The sequence below is a fragment of the Bradyrhizobium sp. S3.12.5 genome (assembly GCF_040548225.1).
GTDB lineage: Bacteria > Pseudomonadota > Alphaproteobacteria > Rhizobiales > Xanthobacteraceae > Bradyrhizobium > Bradyrhizobium cytisi.
The window spans coordinates 144024-160374 of sequence record NZ_JBEPRF010000013.1; the positions used below are offsets into that span (position 1 = coordinate 144024).

General features: G+C 64.6%; 16 protein-coding genes. 4 read left to right on the forward strand and 12 right to left on the reverse strand.

What is annotated here, in order from left to right:
- Positions 1-29 precede the first annotated feature (29 nt).
- A complete protein-coding gene (locus ABIC09_RS20710; RefSeq protein ID WP_148749950.1) occupies positions 30-515 on the forward strand; it encodes a peroxiredoxin in 486 nt (161 codons plus the stop codon).
- Between the two features lie 175 nt (positions 516-690).
- Here the strand turns inward: ABIC09_RS20710 and rnhA are convergent, their stop codons facing one another.
- Genes rnhA through ispH form a run of 3 tightly spaced genes read right to left on the reverse strand, consistent with a single transcriptional unit; the run spans position 691 to position 3110 of the window.
- Positions 691-1155 (reverse strand): ribonuclease HI, encoded by a 465-nt coding sequence (gene rnhA / locus ABIC09_RS20715; RefSeq protein WP_354032487.1) that lies wholly within the window; start codon positions 1153-1155, stop codon positions 691-693.
- Complete coding sequence (locus ABIC09_RS20720) at positions 1152-2135, reverse strand: homoserine kinase (RefSeq protein ID WP_148749948.1); 984 nt, start codon at positions 2133-2135, stop codon at positions 1152-1154. Before ABIC09_RS20720 ends, rnhA begins: the two co-directional genes overlap by 4 nt.
- A gap of 6 nt (positions 2136-2141) precedes the next feature.
- Positions 2142-3110, reverse strand: coding sequence for a 4-hydroxy-3-methylbut-2-enyl diphosphate reductase (gene ispH, locus ABIC09_RS20725; protein ID WP_148749947.1), 969 nt, complete (start codon positions 3108-3110; stop codon positions 2142-2144).
- 264 nt (positions 3111-3374) lie between these two features.
- On the opposite strand from ispH, the gene ABIC09_RS20730 reads away from it, so the two are divergent.
- The gene (locus tag ABIC09_RS20730) at positions 3375-4070 is read left to right on the forward strand and encodes a DUF1013 domain-containing protein (RefSeq protein WP_187434702.1); all 696 of its coding nucleotides are present in this window, start codon (positions 3375-3377) and stop codon (positions 4068-4070) included.
- Between the two features lie 142 nt (positions 4071-4212).
- Here the strand turns inward: ABIC09_RS20730 and ABIC09_RS20735 are convergent, their stop codons facing one another.
- The 4 genes from ABIC09_RS20735 to ABIC09_RS20750 all read right to left on the reverse strand — a co-directional run bounded on the left by ABIC09_RS20735 (position 4213) and on the right by ABIC09_RS20750 (position 8834).
- Positions 4213-4482 (reverse strand): hypothetical protein, encoded by a 270-nt coding sequence (locus tag ABIC09_RS20735; protein ID WP_354110379.1) that lies wholly within the window; start codon positions 4480-4482, stop codon positions 4213-4215.
- A gap of 64 nt (positions 4483-4546) precedes the next feature.
- Positions 4547-6469 (reverse strand): propionyl-CoA synthetase, encoded by a 1923-nt coding sequence (locus ABIC09_RS20740; RefSeq protein ID WP_354110380.1) that lies wholly within the window; start codon positions 6467-6469, stop codon positions 4547-4549.
- A 155-nt stretch (positions 6470-6624) separates the two neighbouring features.
- Positions 6625-8001 (reverse strand): tetratricopeptide repeat protein, encoded by a 1377-nt coding sequence (locus ABIC09_RS20745; RefSeq protein ID WP_354110381.1) that lies wholly within the window; start codon positions 7999-8001, stop codon positions 6625-6627.
- Between the two features lie 68 nt (positions 8002-8069).
- Positions 8070-8834 carry a tetratricopeptide repeat protein gene (locus ABIC09_RS20750; RefSeq protein WP_354110382.1) on the reverse strand — a complete coding sequence of 255 codons (765 nt, stop codon included), beginning with the start codon at positions 8832-8834 and terminating at the stop codon, positions 8070-8072.
- Positions 8835-8904: 70 nt separating this feature from the next.
- On the opposite strand from ABIC09_RS20750, the gene ABIC09_RS20755 reads away from it, so the two are divergent.
- The gene (locus tag ABIC09_RS20755) at positions 8905-10482 is read left to right on the forward strand and encodes a cation:proton antiporter (protein WP_354032491.1); all 1578 of its coding nucleotides are present in this window, start codon (positions 8905-8907) and stop codon (positions 10480-10482) included.
- 200 nt (positions 10483-10682) lie between these two features.
- On the opposite strand, the gene ABIC09_RS20760 is transcribed toward ABIC09_RS20755, so the two are convergent.
- The 5 genes from ABIC09_RS20760 to ABIC09_RS20780 all read right to left on the reverse strand — a co-directional run bounded on the left by ABIC09_RS20760 (position 10683) and on the right by ABIC09_RS20780 (position 15768).
- Entirely contained in the window at positions 10683-11489 is an 807-nt protein-coding gene (locus tag ABIC09_RS20760) for an SDR family NAD(P)-dependent oxidoreductase (RefSeq protein WP_354110383.1), read from the reverse strand.
- 11 nt (positions 11490-11500) lie between these two features.
- Positions 11501-11920 carry a DUF1850 domain-containing protein gene (locus ABIC09_RS20765; protein ID WP_354032493.1) on the reverse strand — a complete coding sequence of 140 codons (420 nt, stop codon included), beginning with the start codon at positions 11918-11920 and terminating at the stop codon, positions 11501-11503.
- Positions 11881-13992 carry a TRAP transporter permease gene (locus tag ABIC09_RS20770; RefSeq protein WP_354110384.1) on the reverse strand — a complete coding sequence of 704 codons (2112 nt, stop codon included), beginning with the start codon at positions 13990-13992 and terminating at the stop codon, positions 11881-11883. Before ABIC09_RS20770 ends, ABIC09_RS20765 begins: the two co-directional genes overlap by 40 nt.
- Positions 13993-14154: 162 nt before the next feature.
- Positions 14155-15102, reverse strand: coding sequence for a TAXI family TRAP transporter solute-binding subunit (locus tag ABIC09_RS20775; RefSeq protein ID WP_354110385.1), 948 nt, complete (start codon positions 15100-15102; stop codon positions 14155-14157).
- Positions 15103-15288: 186 nt separating this feature from the next.
- The gene (locus ABIC09_RS20780) at positions 15289-15768 is read right to left on the reverse strand and encodes a hypothetical protein (RefSeq protein WP_187434699.1); all 480 of its coding nucleotides are present in this window, start codon (positions 15766-15768) and stop codon (positions 15289-15291) included.
- Positions 15769-15962: 194 nt separating this feature from the next.
- Here ABIC09_RS20780 and ABIC09_RS20785 point away from each other — a divergent pair, with 194 nt between their 5' ends.
- On the forward strand, positions 15963-16265 hold the full coding sequence (locus ABIC09_RS20785; RefSeq protein ID WP_354110449.1) for a hypothetical protein: 303 nt from the start codon (positions 15963-15965) through the stop codon (positions 16263-16265).
- Positions 16266-16351: the final 86 nt, after the last annotated feature.

Consider the following 16351-nt stretch of genomic DNA (forward strand, 5'->3'; position numbering starts at 1 on the left):
GCCCCGCCCCTTTCCACGGAGAATTCACGATGACCATTCAGATTGGCGACAAGCTGCCCGAGGCGAAATTCCGCGTGATGACGGCGGAAGGGCCGCAGGTGAAGACCACCGACGATATCTTCAAGGGCAAAAAGGTGGCGCTGTTCGCGGTGCCCGGCGCCTACACCGGCACCTGCCACAAGATGCATCTGCCGAGCATCTTCCTCAACGCCTATGCCATCAAGGACAAGGGCGTCGACACCATCGCGATCGTCTCCGTCAACGATGCCTTCGTCATGAACGCCTGGAAGCGCGACACCGACCAGCGCGACGAAGCGATCTTCCTCGCCGACGGCAACGCCGACTTCGCCAAGGCGATCGGCATGGAGCTGGACGCCTCCGGCAACGGCCTCGGCATCCGCTCCAAGCGCTATTCGATGCTGGTCGAGGACGGCGTGGTCAAGAAGCTGAACCTGGAGGCGATGCCCGGCAAGGTCGAGGTATCCGGCGGCGATACGCTGCTGGGACAGCTCTGAGCTTGAGGCGCCGCTCTCAGCCACAAATGACGCTGTCATGCCCCGCGAAAGCGGGGCATCCAGTATTCCAGAGACGTCGAGATTCATTACAGCCGCCGCGGCGTGCTGGATCGCCCGGTCGAGCCGGGCGATGACGGTTGAGAATGAGGTCGCGTCGGCGACGACGTCGATGCCCCTACTCTGCGACCCGCTGCTGCAACCGCGCCTTGACGATCCCGTCGCGCGCCAGTTGATCGGCCCGCTCGTTCTCGGGATGCCCGGCGTGGCCTTTCACCCAGTGCCAGCGTACCTCATGCGCCTTCAGCGCGGCATCCAAGCGCTGCCATAGCTCGACATTCTTGACCGGCTTCTTGTCGGCGGTGCGCCAGCCGTTGCGCTTCCAGCCGTGGATCCAGCCGGTGATGCCCTGCCGGACATACTGGCTGTCGGTGTAGAGATCGACGATGCACGGCTTCTTCAGCGCTTCGAGCGCCGAGATCGCCGCCATCAATTCCATCTGGTTGTTGGTGGTGTGGCGTTCGCCGCCGTTCAGCTCTTTTTCCTTGTCGCCGAACTTCAGGATCGCGCCCCAGCCGCCGGGCCCGGGATTTCCCGAGCAGGCGCCGTCGGTATAGATCGTGACATTGGGAAGCTCGCTCACGCGACCAGTCCTGACGGCAGCAGCCCATAGTCGCGCGCGCTGGAGACGCTCTGGTGGAAGCGCAGCTTGCGAAAATACTCGAGCGGATCCTTCGGCTTGACCAGCGCGCCCGGCGGCACGTTGAGCCAGTCGACCAGCCGCGTGAGGAGGAAGCGGATCGCCGCACCGCGCGCCAGCAGCGGCAACGCAGCCTCTTCCGCCTCGGAGAGCTTTCGCACACGGCCATAGGCGTTCAGGAAGGCGCGCGCCTTGGTGACGTTGAAGGAATGGTCCGGCTCGAAGCACCAGGCGTTCAGGCAGATCGCGACGTCGTAGGCCAGCATGTCGTTGCAGGCGAAGGTGAAGTCGATGATCCCCGAGAGCTTGTCGCCGAGAAAGAAGACGTTGTCGTTGAAGAGATCGGCGTGGATCACGCCCTCGGGCAGATTGCTCGGCCAGAGGCCACCCGAGAGATGGTCGAGCTCGGCCGCGAGAAATGCGCGCAGGCCCGGCTGCACCTCGTCGGCACGGTGTGCTGCCGCATCGAACAGCGGCCGCCAGCCCGCGACCGACAGCGCATTGGCACGCTTGATCGCAAAATTGGCGCCGGCCAGATGCATCCGGGCGAGGCCCTCGCCGACGCCGGCGCAATGCGTCGCGTTCGGCTTGCGCGGCCAGACGCCTTCGAGAAAGGTGATGATCGCCGCGGGGCGTCCCGACAGCTCGCGCAACGCTTCGCCGTCCTTCGCCTTCACCGGCAGCGGGCAGCTGACGCCGTGCTCGGCGAGATGCGTCATCAGCGCGAGGAAGTACGGCAGATCTTTCTTCGCCACGCGCTTCTCGTAGAGCGTGAGGATGAACGAGCCTTGGGTGGTGTGCAGGAGGAAGTTGGAATTTTCGACGCCCTCGGCGATGCCCTTGTAGGAGAGCAACTCGCCGAGATCGTATTGCCTCAGGAAATCCGCAAGCTCGTCGGCGGCAACGTCGGTGTAGACCGCCATGCAGGTTTACTCGGCGGCGGCTTCGGGGCGCACCTGGCGCGGCAGCGGGAAGAACTCGTTCTCTTCGGCGGCCGAGACCGTTTCCACGTGCAGCGTGTAGCGCTCGGCGAACGCGTCCATGATCTCCTCGACGATCACTTCCGGCGCCGACGCGCCCGCGGTGATGCCGAGGCTGGTGATGTTTTCGAACCGCGTCCAGTCGAGGTCGGCAGCGCGCTGCGCCAGCACCGCAACCTTGCAGCCCTCGCGCTCGGCGACCTCGCGCAGGCGCTGCGAGTTCGACGAGTTCGGCGCGCCGACCACGATCAGGGCGTCGACCACCGGCGCCACCTTCTTCACCGCGAGCTGGCGGTTGGTGGTGGCGTAGCAGATGTCTTCCTTGTGCGGCCCGTTGATGTTCGGGAAGCGCTCCTTGAGCAGCGCCACGATCTCCGCGGTGTCGTCGATCGACAGTGTGGTCTGGGTCACGAAGGCGAGGTTGTTGGGGTCCTTCGGAGCGATGGTCTTGGCGTCCTCGGCGGTCTCGATCAGGGTGACGGCGCCGACCGGCAGCTGGCCGAGCGTGCCGACCACTTCGGGATGATGCGAATGGCCGATCAGGAAGATCTCGCGGCCGCGCTTGAAGTGGATCGCGGCCTCACGGTGCACCTTGGTCACCAGCGGACAGGTGGCATCCAGCGAGAACAAATTGCGCGACGTGGCGTCGGCCGGAACCGACTTCGGCACGCCATGGGCCGAGAACACCACCGGCGCGGTGGTGTTTTCCGGGATCTCGGCGAGCTCCTCGACGAAGATGGCGCCCTTCTTCTTCAACCCGTCGACGACGTATTTGTTATGCACAATCTCATGGCGAACATAGACGGGGGCGCCGTATTTATCGAGCGCCCGTTCCACGGTGTCGATCGCCCGAACCACCCCAGCGCAGAAGCCGCGGGGAGAACAAAGCACTAACTTGAGGTCTGGTTTGGCTGACATTGAGCGATCTCGGGACCGAATCACCCACTCGCCTTCTGGCGGGGGACGGTCGATGGATGGAAAAGGGCCTGAAACGGTCTGCTTGGACTTATAGCGACTTGAGAGGGAATTGGGCCCCCTTTCGGGCGCTGTCAAGGCACTATCTATAGCAGAACCATTGCGTGGCTACCCCCTCCGGGCTTATATAGCGCGAATTCCCTGTCATCGCTGATGACCACCGGTTTCGCCTCCAGAGGGGTGGGCGAAGCACAAAGGAGATTTGCCATGAGCAACGCACCTCTGATGCCCAAGGCGACCGCCGTCTGGCTGCTCGACAACACCGCGCTGACCTTCGACCAGGTCGCCGATTTCACCAAGATGCACCCTCTCGAGGTGCGCGCGATCGCCGACGGTGACGCCGCGCAAGGCATCAAGGGCATGGATCCGATCTCCAACGGCCAGCTGACCCGCGAGGAGATCGAGAAGGGCGAGAAGAACCAGGACTACCGGCTCCGTCTCCAGGAGAGCAAGGTCGTGCTGCCGCCCCAGCCCAAGCGCAAGGGCCCGCGCTACACCCCGGTGTCGCGCCGCCACGAGCGCCCCAGCGCCATCCTCTGGCTGTTGCGCAGCCATCCGGAGCTCAAGGACGCCCAGATCATGCGCTTGGTCGGCACCACCAAGAGCACGATCGCCAGCGTCCGCGACCGCACCCACTGGAACACCTCGCAGCTGACCCCGATCGACCCGGTCACCCTCGGCCTCTGCTCGCAGATCGAGCTCGATTTCGAAGTGGCGCGTGCGGCCAAGGAAAAGCCGATCGACGCAGCCTATGGCGGCGCCACCCTGCTGCCGGCCTCCGAGACCACCAAGAAGGACGAGTTCGAGCCGTCGGAGAAGTCGGGCGACGACCTCAACGTCGATGCCGTCTTCGCCAAGTTGAAGACCCTCGGCGGCAAGAAGCAGGAGCAAGAGGAGGAGTAGGCCTCGCTCTTTCAGTTATCGAACGCCATCAGAACGCGGCAAGGAGACTTGCCGCGTTTTTTTGTGCGTGATCTCTCCGGTGTCGTCCTTGGGAAAATACCGTGCCTCCATCACCACATTGCAGGCGAGACAGCGCTCCGCCTTACGGTCGATCGGGATGGTTCAGCATGTATTCGCCGAGATCGCGCTGGCGACGATCGGCGCGTGAGGTGGCGGCACTGCGCTGCACGTCGCGGTCCTTGCGGCAGGCCACATATTCGGGCGATCCCGACGCATAGCCGCGGCTCTGGCACACCGCATCATCGTCGTCTCCGCCCATCGCCGTCGGCGTCTGGTAACGCGCCGAGCAGGCGGAGAGAGCGATGGCGAGCAGGACGGCTGCAAGCAGGCGCGGTGCGGTGGCGAGTGGCATACGAGGTCCCCTGTTGGCCCGCCCTGTTTAGCGCGGAATACGGAGAATATAAGTCACAGCACGCTCACACCCGCCCCTTCAGCGCCTCCCCGATCTCGTCAAGCACCTTGGGGTCCTCAATCGTGGCGGGCATGGCCCACACCTCGCCGTCGGCGATCTTCTTGATGGTGCCGCGCAAGATCTTGCCCGAGCGCGTCTTGGGCAGGCGGGCGACAGTGATGGCGAGCTTGAAGGCGGCCACGGGGCCGAGCCGGTCGCGCACAAGTGCTACGATCTCGTTCTCGATCTCGGCGGGCGGGCGCTTTACGCCGGCTTTCAGCACCAGGAAGCCGCAAGGCACCTCGCCCTTGATCGCGTCCTTGACGCCGAGCACGGCGCATTCGGCGACATCCGGATGCGAAGCCAGAATCTCCTCCATGCCGCCGGTGGAGAGCCTGTGGCCGGCGACATTGATGATGTCGTCGGTGCGGCCCATGACGAAGACATAGCCGTCCTCATCCTTGTAGCCGGCATCCGAGGTCTTGTAGTAGCCGGGGAATTCGCTGAGGTAGGCTTCCTTGAAGCGCGCATCCTGATTCCACAGTGTCGGCAGGCAACCCGGCGGCATCGGCAGCTTGATGACGATCGAGCCCATGGTGTTGGGACCGACGGGTTTTGCCGCGTCGTCGACGACATCGACCTGATAGCCCGGCATCGGCACCGTCGGCGAGCCGTGCTTCACCGGCAGCTGGCCCAGCCCCACCGGATTGCCGGCAATGCACCAGCCGGTCTCGGTCTGCCACCAATGGTCGATGACAGGCACCTTCAGCTGCTGCTCCGCCCATTCCACTGTCGGCGGATCGGCACGCTCGCCCGCGAGGAACAGCGTGCGGAATTTCGACAGATCGTATTGCCGGATGAACTTGCCTTCCGGATCCTCCTTCCGGATCGCGCGGAACGCAGTCGGCGCGGTGAAGAAGGCAATCGCGTTGTGCTGGCTGATCACGCGCCAGAACGCACCGGCGTCGGGCGTGCCGACGGGCTTGCCCTCATACATGATCGAGGTCGCGCCGTGCAGCAGCGGGCCGTAGATGATGTAGCTGTGGCCGACCACCCAGCCGATGTCGGAGCCGCACCACCAGACCTCGCCCGGCTTGACGCCATAGAGGTTGAACATCGACCATTTCACTGCGACCAGATGCCCGCCATTGTCGCGCACGACGCCCTTGGGGATACCGGTCGTGCCTGACGTATAGAGAATGTAGAGCGGATCGGTGGCGGCAACGGGCACGCAAGGCGCCTTCTTGCCGTCGTTCATCGCCTTGCGGCGCAGGCTCGCCCAGTCATAGTCGCGCTTTGGCGTGAGATCGCAGATCAGCTGCGGACGCTGCAGCACGATGCAGGCCTTGGGCTTCGCAGACGCGAGCTTGATCGCCTCGTCGAGCAGCGGCTTGTACTGCACGATGCGGCCCGGCTCGACGCCGCAGCTTGCGGAGAGAATGAGTTTTGGCTGCGCATCGTCGATGCGGGTCGCAAGCTCTTTTGCGGCAAAGCCGCCGAACACCACTGAATGCACCGCACCGATGCGCGCGCAGGCGAGCATCGCGACCACGGCCTCTGGCACCATCGGCATATAGAGGATGACGCGGTCACCCTTGGCGACGCCAAAATCCTGCATGATGGCGGCGAGCGCCTGCACCTCGGCCAGCAGCTCGGCATAGGTGAATTTGGTCACCGAGTTGGTCAGGGGCGAATCATGAATCAGCGCGACCTGCTCGGCGCGGCCGCGTTCGACGTGGCGGTCTAGCGCGTTGTAGCAGGTGTTGACGACGCCGCCGCTGAACCAGCGGCCGTAGACGCCTTGCGCGGGGTCGAAGATTGTCTTCGGCGGCTCGATCCAGTCGATTTCCTTCGCCGCCTCGGCCCAAAAGCCCTCGGGATCGGCCAGCGAGCGCGCATGGACCTCGTGATAAAGGCTCTTTCCGCCGGCGTTTCCTCGGACATTCATTCCCGCGCTCCCGTTCCCTTTATTGGCCTCGCCTCGACCTGACCGCGGGATGTCAGTCCCGCCATGACAGGGATCAAGTGCCGGCCTTGCTTGAGGGGTATTTTCCCGGGAACGGGCCGCGGTTCAAGCTGAAAAGGATGGACGTCGCCCCCTTCCTAGCCCTCCATCGCATTCAGCCGCTGCAACCGGTCCAGCATGACCTTCTTCAAATCGTAGCCGGGGCGGCGGAAGCTGGCGTCGCGGGTGGCGAGGAAATCATGCTGGGATTTGCGCAGATCAGCGGCCGAGCGCCGGCTCATCGACTTCAGCACGCGCTCATAGGCCTCGGCGAGCTGGCGGTCGAGCATGCCAAGCTGCGGATCGGCGCAGATCACCTTTTCCACCTCGCGCTTCGCATCCGCGCAATCGAATGACGGGCCGTTGCCGGAATTCGCAGCCAACGGCTGCGGTGACCCGGCGCCGAACTTCTCGATCTCCGCCATCATGGTGCGGCGGCCGTCCGCGGCGTTGGTGTTGCCGGGGTCGAGCCGCAGCACCGTCTCGTAATCGGCCAGCGCCTTCCTGCGGTCGCCCATCTTGGTATAGAGCACGGCGCGGTTGTTGTAGGTCTTGGCGAAATTCGGATCGAGCTTCAGCGCGTCGTTGTAGTCGCTGAGCGCCGCGCCGAACTCGCCCTTGAACTGGTAGGAATCACCACGGTTGGTGAAGAAATTCGGCCGCGGTGCCAGCCGCAGCGCCTGGTCGTAATCGGCGATCGCCTTGTCGTAGTCCTTCATCGCGGCATAGGAGAGCCCGCGATTGTCGTAATGTTCCGGCACCTTCGGATCGAGCCTGATCGCCTCGCTGTCGTCGGCGATCGACCTGTCGAGCTGGCCGAGCTTCTTGTAGGCCGCACCGCGATTGGTGTAGCTGCGCGCCCGGTTCGGATCGAGCAGCAAGGCCTCGCTAAGATCGCTCACCGCCCTGTCGTTGTCGCCGTTGAGATAATAGGTTGCGCCGCGGTCGGACCAGGCCTGCGCATAATCCGGCTTCAGCTTGATTGCCTGGTCGTAATCGGCAAGCGCCCGGTCGAGCCGGCGCTGATTGGTATAGGCCACGCCGCGCAGCTCATAGGCTTCGGCATCCTGCGGATCGAGCTCGATCGCCTTGCTGAGATCGGACGTGGCGCGGTTGAGATCGCCACCCGCCTCGCGCAACAGGTCGCCGCGCAGGCGCCAGGCGCGGGCGTTCTTGCCGTCGAGCGCGATGGCGCGGTCGATATCCCGCAGCGCCTGCGTCAGACCGCCGGAGGTCCGCGCATTGGCATCGGCCCGAACCAGCAGCGCCGCGACGCGCTCGGGATTTGGATTTGCGGCCTGGTCGATGATGGCGCTGCATGCCGGGATCAGCTCGGCTGGGGCGGCCTTGCTGCCGGCCACGCAATCGACGCCGGCTGAGGCTGGGCCAACGAGAACCAGGCTCATTGCAGCGCCTAGCAGAAGCGCGCGCAGCGGGATTTTGGATGTTTGCGCGGGAGAACGCGTGCCGCACATGAGGAAGGCTCCGTAACATCAGGTGTTCACCATTGTCGCGGCGGCCGGGGATAGGGTTCAAATGCCGGCTAGTATCCGTCCACCCCGTTCAGCCGCTGCAGCCGATCCTGCATGGCCTTCTTCAAATCATACCCCGGCCGGCCAAATCCGGCATTGCGACGCGCGATGAAATCATCCTGCTCGCGTTGGAATTTCCTTGCCTCGCCCGTGTCGTGCGCCTCGCGCAGCACGCGCGCATTGGCTGCATAGACCTCGCGGTCGAGGTCGGCGAGCTCGCGGTTTCCGCAGATCGCCTTCTCGACCGGGCGGCGCGCGCCTGCGCAATTGAAGCTGGGCTTACCAGCGACCGCCATCTGCGCGCCGATCCGCTCGAGCTCACGCGCGATCGCCTGGTGATTGGCCTTGGCTTTTTCGTGGTTGGGATCGATCCGGAGCGCCGCACCGAAATCCTGCACCGCCTTGGGCTTGTCGCCCTTCTTCAGCCAGAGCTCACCGCGCGCATTGAAGACGTCGGGGAGCGTGGGATCGAGCAACAACGCGCGGCTGTCGTCGGCGATGGCCCGGTCGATCTGGTCATGCCGCGCCAGCAGCGCACCGCGCGCGATCAGGGCCTTGATCAGATCGGGTTTTGCCGTCTTCTCGTTGTCGATGACGGCGGCGCAGGCCGGGCCCGCTTTGTCCATGTCATCGGCCGCGGTTGCGGACAGGCATGCCGCGACGTCGATCTGCGCGGTGGCGGCCGGCTCGCCCCCGGTCGCGGCCCAAGCGGCACCGAGCGAAAGCATTGAGAGCGCCACGGCTCCGGACAATTGAAGAAGCTTTTGAAAACGCATGCTCGCTGCAGCCGGAAAGTCTTGCCATGAGGCCGTACTATCCATCATACGGCCGGATTGGTGCTAGCTTGTGGCGCCGCTCACATCGGTTTCGGGGATCGTCGTGTCGACATTCGAATGGATCATCGCGCTCCTGCTCGGCGCCGTTGCATTATCGGCGCTGGCGCGGCGGATCAAGGTCCCCTATCCGACCTTTCTCGCCGTCGGCGGCGCGCTGATCGCTTTCGTGCCGAACAGCCCGACCTGGGCGCTGCAGCCGGACCTGGCGCTGGCGCTTTTTGTCGCACCGGTGCTGCTGGACGCCGCCTTCGATACTTCCTTGCGCGATCTCCGCAACAACTGGGTTCCGGTCTCGACCCTGGTTGTGGCCGCGGTCGGCCTGACCACGGTCGGCGTCGCCATTGTCGCGCACCGGCTCTTTCCTGACATGCCCTGGGCCGCCGCGGTGGCGCTTGGCGCGATCGTGGCGCCGCCGGATGCGGCAGCGGCGGTCGCGATCCTGAGCCAGGTCAAGCTGCCCTACCGCATGGTGAAGGTGCTGGAGGGCGAGAGCCTGCTCAACGATGCCAGCGCGCTGCTGATCTACCGCATCGCTGTCGGCGCGGTCGTCACCGAGCATCTGACGTGGAGCGAGGTCGCGCCGACCATGGCGCTGGCGCTGGTCGGCAGCGTGCTGGCCGGCCTTCTTGCGGGGCGCATCATCCCGCCCATCATGGAGCGCGTCAGGGAAGTGCCGAGCGCGATCATCGTGCAGTTCGCCACCACCTTCATGATCTGGATCGCCGCCGAGCATCTCGGCCTTTCCGGCATCCTCACCATCGTCGTCTACGCCATCACGATCGCGCAGACGGCGCCGGCGCGCATGCCGGCGCGGCTGCGCGTGCCGTCCTACGCGGTGTGGGAGACCACGGTGTTCGTGCTCAACGTGCTCGCCTTCATGCTGATCGGCATGCAGATGCGGCCGATCTGGACCAAGCTGAACGCGGACGTGCGCTGGGAATATTGCGTGGCTGCGGCGTGGATCCTGCTCACGGTCATTCTGGTCCGGCTGCTCTGGATTACATTCTATCGCACGACCCTGCGCGTGCTGATCGCTCATGGCATCTATCACCCCAAGGATCCGAAGCAGGTCGCTTCGCCCAAGGGCGGCCTCATCATCTCCTGGTGCGGCATGCGCGGCCTGGTCACGCTCGCGACCGCCTTCGCGCTGCCGGAGAATTTTCCTTATCGCGACTTCATCGTCTTCATCGCCTTCGCGGTCGTGCTGGGCTCGCTGGTGATCCAGGGCCTGACGCTGCGGCCGCTGATCCTCGCTTTCGGCCTCAAGGATGACGATCCCGTTGGCATCGAGGTCGCGCGCGCCCGCGCCATCGCCTATCGCGCCGCGCTCGATGCAATCGAGGACGATCCGTCGGAGGAGGCCGAAATCCTGCGGCTCGAATACCGCGCCATCCTGATGCAGGCCGACGACGATCCGCACGGCGGCATCGCCAACGGCGAATTGCCCGCCGATCCCTTACGCCGCCGCGCCATCGAGGCCGCGCGCAAATCGATCTTCAGCCTGCGCGCCACCGAGGTGATCGGTGACGACGCGTTTCACCGGCTCGAGGAGGAGCTGGATCGGGCGGAGTTGAGTGCGGGGGGATGATGCGCTCGATGCGCCCGCAAACTCCTCGTCGTCCCGGACAAGCGCGCCCAAAGCGCGCGCCGATCCGGGACCCATAACCCCGAAAGTCAGTTGTTGATACCAAGCTGGAGCCACCAGCGTGCCCATTACAACAGCCTGTGGTTATGGATCCCGGGCTCGCGCTGTGCGCGCCCCGGACGACAGGGAGTTTGAGGCGATGCTTACGCCCCCGCCTTGCAGGTGATCCCGCCGTCGACCACGAGCTCGATCCCCGTCACATATTTCGACTCGTCCGACGCCAGGAACAGCGCGGCGTTGGCGACGTCGAAGGCGTCGCCCATGTGGCCCATCGGCACTTGCGCATCGCGGGCGCGCCACATCGCTTCGACATCGCCTTTGGCGTAGCTGTTGGCGAGGCCGGCGGAATGCTCCACCATCGGCGTCTTCATCAGGCCGGGCAGGATCGCATTCACCCGCACATGGTGCCGCGCGAACTCGATCGCGGTGGTGCGCGTCATCTGGTTCATCGCGGCCTTGGAGGCGCCGTAGGTGACGTAGGAGATGCCCATGTGGCGGATCGAGGCGATCGAGGAGATGTTGATGATCGAGCCGCCGCCCTGCGTCACCATGACGGGAATGACGTGCTTCATGGCGAAATAGGCGCTCTTGAGGTTGATGCTGAAGACGCGGTCCCAGCTCTCCTCGGTCACCTCGACCACGCTGCCCATCTCGGCGATGCCGACATTGTTGTCGAGCACGTCGATGCGGCCATAGGCCCCGAGGCACGCTGCGACCATCGCCTCGATCTCGGCAGGCCGCGACACGTCCGCGGTGAACGCGGTCGCCTTGCCGCCCTCGCCGGTGATGATCTTGGCGGTCTCCTCGGCGGCCGCGCCGTTGCGGTCGACGCAAAACACCTGCGCGCCCTCGCGCGCAAAGGTCACCGCCGCCGCCTTGCCGTTGCCCCAGCCGGGCCCGATCGAGCCGGCCCCCACCACCATCGCAACCTTGCCCTTGAGCCGGTCCATCGCGTGTCTCCTTATCTCTGCTGTTCGTCGCAGATGCTCATCCTGGTGACGTTAGCACCGACGGGATGGCCGACAATCTCGGAAAGCGTCCGGCACGTCGCGTCATGGCATAGCCGCCATTCGCCGGCAGCGCCCGAATTGCCGAGCACGACCTCCGGCATCGGCGCGCGCGCAGGCCTCCACTGAAACCAGCCGTCGACGAGCCGCGCTTCCGGCGGCGGCTCCATGCCGGGGCCGGTGCCCTTGACGCGGGCCTGCATCAGTTCGAGGCCTGCAGGCGTGACGCGCCAGTCTTCCTGCCACTCGACCTTCGCGATCGAATGCGTCCATGCAAGCGTGAACGCGGACAGCGCCAGCGCCTTCACAGCCCCGGCTGTTGCGAGGCAGAGGCTCACACCGCCTCGACCACGGCCGGCGGACGCTGCCGCCATTGCCACAGCACCAGCGCCGCCGAGAGAACGAAGCCCGCGGTGTCGCTGAACGGAAAATCGCCGAGCAGGCACAGCGCGGCGCCGAGCGCCACCAGGCGCTCGAGTAGCGTCAGTCGCGTGAATAGGAACCCGATTGCGACCATACCAAACAGCGCGATCGCCACCAGCGCCTTGAAGCTTGCGAGCGCGACCGCGCCGTAGAAGCCGAGCTTCGCGGCCATGGGATCGCCGGCCTGCAGCATCAAGGCCGGCGAATAGACGAAGATGAAGGGGATGACGTAGCCGGCGAGCGCGATGCGCATCGCTTCCCAGCCGATCTTGTCCGGGTTCTCCTTCGCGATCGGCGCTGCCGCCAGTGCGGCCAGCGCCACCGGCGGCGAGAGATCGGCCATGATGCCGTAATAGAACGCGAACATATGGCTCGCGATCAGCGGCACGCCGAGTTTCGCCAGCGCGGGCGCTGCGAGCGCAGCCGTGATGATGTAGGTCGGGATCGTCGGGATGCCGGTGCCGAGCAGGATCGACAGCAGCATGGTCATGATCAGCGCCAGGAACAGGCTCTTCTCGCCGAGCCCGATCACCCAGCCGCCGAAGATGGTACCGACGCCGGTCTGGGACATCATGCCGATGATGACGCCGACGATGGCGCAGGCCATGCCGACGGTGATGGCGGATTTTGCGCTCTCCGCAAGCGAGTCACGGCAGGAGCGCAGTGCCGCCATCCCGCCACGGATGAAAGCCGTGATCACGATCAGCGCGACGACGACGCAGCCGACCGGCACGATCTTCAACCCGTCGTGCGACAGCGCGGCGACGACGAGCGCAAGACCGATCCAGAAGATGGTGCGGATCAGCATGGAGGAGGCACCGGCCGCGATGCTGATCCCGAGGATCAACCCGACCGTCAGCGCGAGGCCCATGCTGCCTGCATAGAGCGGCGTGAAGCCCTCGAACAGCATGTAGACCAGGGCCGCGAGCGGCAGCACGAGGTACCAGCCCTTGACCAGTGCGTTCCAGGCACTGGGAGTTTCCGAGCGCTTCATGCCGACGAGGCCGTGCTTGCCGGCTTCGAGATGCACCATCCAGAAGGCCGAGGCGAAGTAGAGCACCGCAGGGATGGCGGCGGCCTTGACGATCTCCGAATACTGGACGCCGAGCGTCTCCGCCATGATGAAGGCGACCGCGCCCATCACCGGCGGCATGATCTGCCCGCCCATCGAGGCCGTGGCCTCGACGCCCGCCGCAAATGCGCGGCGATAGCCGAACCTGATCATCAGCGGAATCGTGAACTGGCCGACGGTGACGACGTTGGCGACGCCCGAGCCCGAGATCGTGCCCATCATCCCCGAGGCAAACACCGCGACTTTCGCAGGGCCGCCGCGGGTGCGGCCGAACAGGCCGAGCGAGACGTCGGTGAACAGCTGGATCATGCCGGCGCGCTCCAGGAACGAGCCGAACAAGATGAACAGGAAGATGTAGGTCGCCGACACATAGATCGGCACGCCGTAAAAGCCTTCGGTGCCGTAGGCGAGATGCGTGATGATCTGGTCGAAATCATAGCCGCGATGGTTCAGCGGCGACGGCAGATATTGCCCGAAGAACCAGTAGACGAGACACGCGCCGCACATCAGCGGCAGCGCCGCGCCCATCAGGCGCCGGGTGCCCTCGAAGATCAGCACCGCGAGCAGCGTGCCGACGGCGAGGTCAAGCCTGGTCGGATCGCCGTCGCGCGCGATCAGGTCGGCATAGAAGATCCACTGATAGAGCCCGCAAAAGAAACCGGCGCCGCCGATCACCCAGCCGAGCGCGCGGCCAAGACTGCTCTTCGCGGTGAAGTTGGCGATCAGGCCGAACGTGAGCAGGACAAGGAAGCCGACATGGACGCCGCGCACCACCTGGCTCGGCAGATAGTTGAAGGCGGCAACATAGAGCTGGAAGGTCGCGAACGCGATGCCGATCCAGTAGGCGAGCGTGCCCCACCAGCCCGGGCCAAAGCCTTCCGGAAAACCGTGCTCGAAATTGTCGAACTCGACCTTGATCGGCTCCGCGGAGCTCTCCGCCTTTTCCAGCATTACAAATCGCCCCAGTCCAAGCCCATTCAATCTATAGCAGCAACACGATCCACCCGGACCGTCATGGCCGGGCTCGTCCCGGCCATCCACGGCTTAAAGCTCATCCTAGAACGTGGATGCCCGGGACAAGCCCGGGCAAGACGTCGACGGAGAAGGCGCGCCTTACTTGATCAGCCCTTTTTCCTTGTAATAGCGGATCGCGCCGGGATGCAGCGGGATCGGGCTGCCGGTGGCGGCCGTCTCGAGCTTGATCTCCTTGCCGGCCGCGTGCGCGTTGGCAAGCTCGGGCAGCGACTCGTAGACCAGCTTTGTCATTTGATAGGCAAGGTCGTCGGACACGGCTGAACTGGTGACGAGATAGTTCACCACGGCCGCGGTCGGGACGTCCTTGTCCTGCCCGGTATAGGTGTTGGCGGGAATGATCGTCGAGATGAAGGGCGGGCCGATCTTGTCGACGGTCGCCTTCGGCACGGCCACCACATTGATCGCGCTCGAGCTCGAGAGATCCTTCAGCGAGGCGACGCCGAGGCCGGCCGATTGCAGCGTCGCCCCTAGCTGGCGGTTCTTCATGAGGTCAACAGATTCGGCGAACGGCAGGTATTCGACCTTGCCGAGATCCTTGTAGGTCATGCCGGCGGCCGAAAGGATGGCGCGCGAGTTCAGCTCGGTGCCCGATTTGGGCGCGCCGACCGACAGGCTCTTACCCTTGAGGTCGGCGAGCGTCTTGATGCCGCTCTCGGCGGTCGCGACGATCTGGATGTAGTTCGGATAAATCGCGCCGATGGTGCGCAGCTTGTCCAGCTTGGTCTTGAAGCCGGCTTCCTCGTCGCCTTCCCAGGCGGCCTTCAGCGAGTCGCCCAGCGTGAACGCCAGCTCGCCGCGACCCTGCTGCAGCAGGATCAGGTTCTCGACCGACGCCTTGGTGGCCTGCACCTGCGTCTTCACGTTCGGAATCTTGTCGCCGTAGATCTTCCCGATCGCGACGCCGAGCGGATAGTAGACGCCGGAGGTGCCGCCGGTCAGCACGTTGATGAAGGATTGCGCATGCGCGCAAGGTGCCGACGCCGCCAGAGCAAGAGCCGCGGCCACGCCGAAAATCGTCCGTTTCATGGTTGTTTCACTCCCCAAACCGGCGGCGAAATTGGCCGGATGAGGGGAGCGGGTCAACCCATCCAAAAGGCAAAACAGGACTGCGGTAAACGGCCGATTCGCCTTGATTTTTCAGGGAACTCGGCAGGTGCGGCGACATGGCGCAGCCGGGTCATTGGACCGCGGCTCGCCGTCATTCGAGAGCCGTTACTGAAAGGTCATGTCCAGGCACTTGGAGATGTCGGAGCCGAGGCCGGAGGAGATGGTGATGCAGCCGCGGATCTTCTGCGCGGCCATGTCGGCGGCCCAGATCGAGTAGCCGCCGGGGCCGAAGAACGAGTTGGTGTTCGGCGGCTCGGTCTCGGTCGCGTCGAAATCATAGTGCCCGTCGGTCTCGAAGATGCGCGGCTTCTTGGTGCAGCCGCCATCGGTCTGGACGTTGATGACTTCCTTGTTGTCGCGGGTCAGCGCCAGCGAGACCTGACAGCGGAAATATTCCGAGGTCTTGGTATTGAAGAGATAGGTGTAGGACTTGCAGGTCGCGGTGTTGAGCTTGCCCGGCGCAAGGCCGCGGCTGCACGAAATCCGCTGGTTGTGGCTGAGCTGGTAATCATCGGCCCGGGCGGCCGGCGCGAGCGCCGTCAGCGACACCCCGGCAATCCAGCAAAATTTAATGACATGGCGCATTCGAATCATCCCCACCAATATCTTTGTCGTGTTGCGTTCTAGACTGAAAGCGGAACATAGTCGCGAGGGGACGAAGGGAAAATCACAAACTGCTGGGCAAGACGTGATGCGCTGCGGCGTCATCGCGGATTGACGCGGAAACGTCGTTCGTGATTTGTTCAAGCAGAGCACCTCAACGACGGGGAGGATGGATGATGGCATTTTCAATCAAGACATTTGCAATTGCAGCCGCGCTGGGCGCGCTCGCCGCCCCCGCGTGCGCGCAAACCGCGGCGACGCCGTGGGAGCTCAAGCCGGACACCGGCTATGCCTATGACAAGGAAGGCAAGACGTTTTCCTACAAGATGGGTACCAGCAATGCCGGCGAGCTGCTGAAGGGCGCCAGGAAGGTGCCCAAAGGCACGCTGTTCTTCATCGGCCAGAACGGCCAGCTCTACATGCGCAGCGGGCAGTATCTCGAGGGCGACGGCAGGTTCAAGTTCGGGTCGGATCGGTAGGGCGGGCCACATATCCGATGTCATCGCCCGGCTCGACCGGGCGATCCAGTATTCCCGAGACAGCGATGGGATACGGAGAAGCGGCG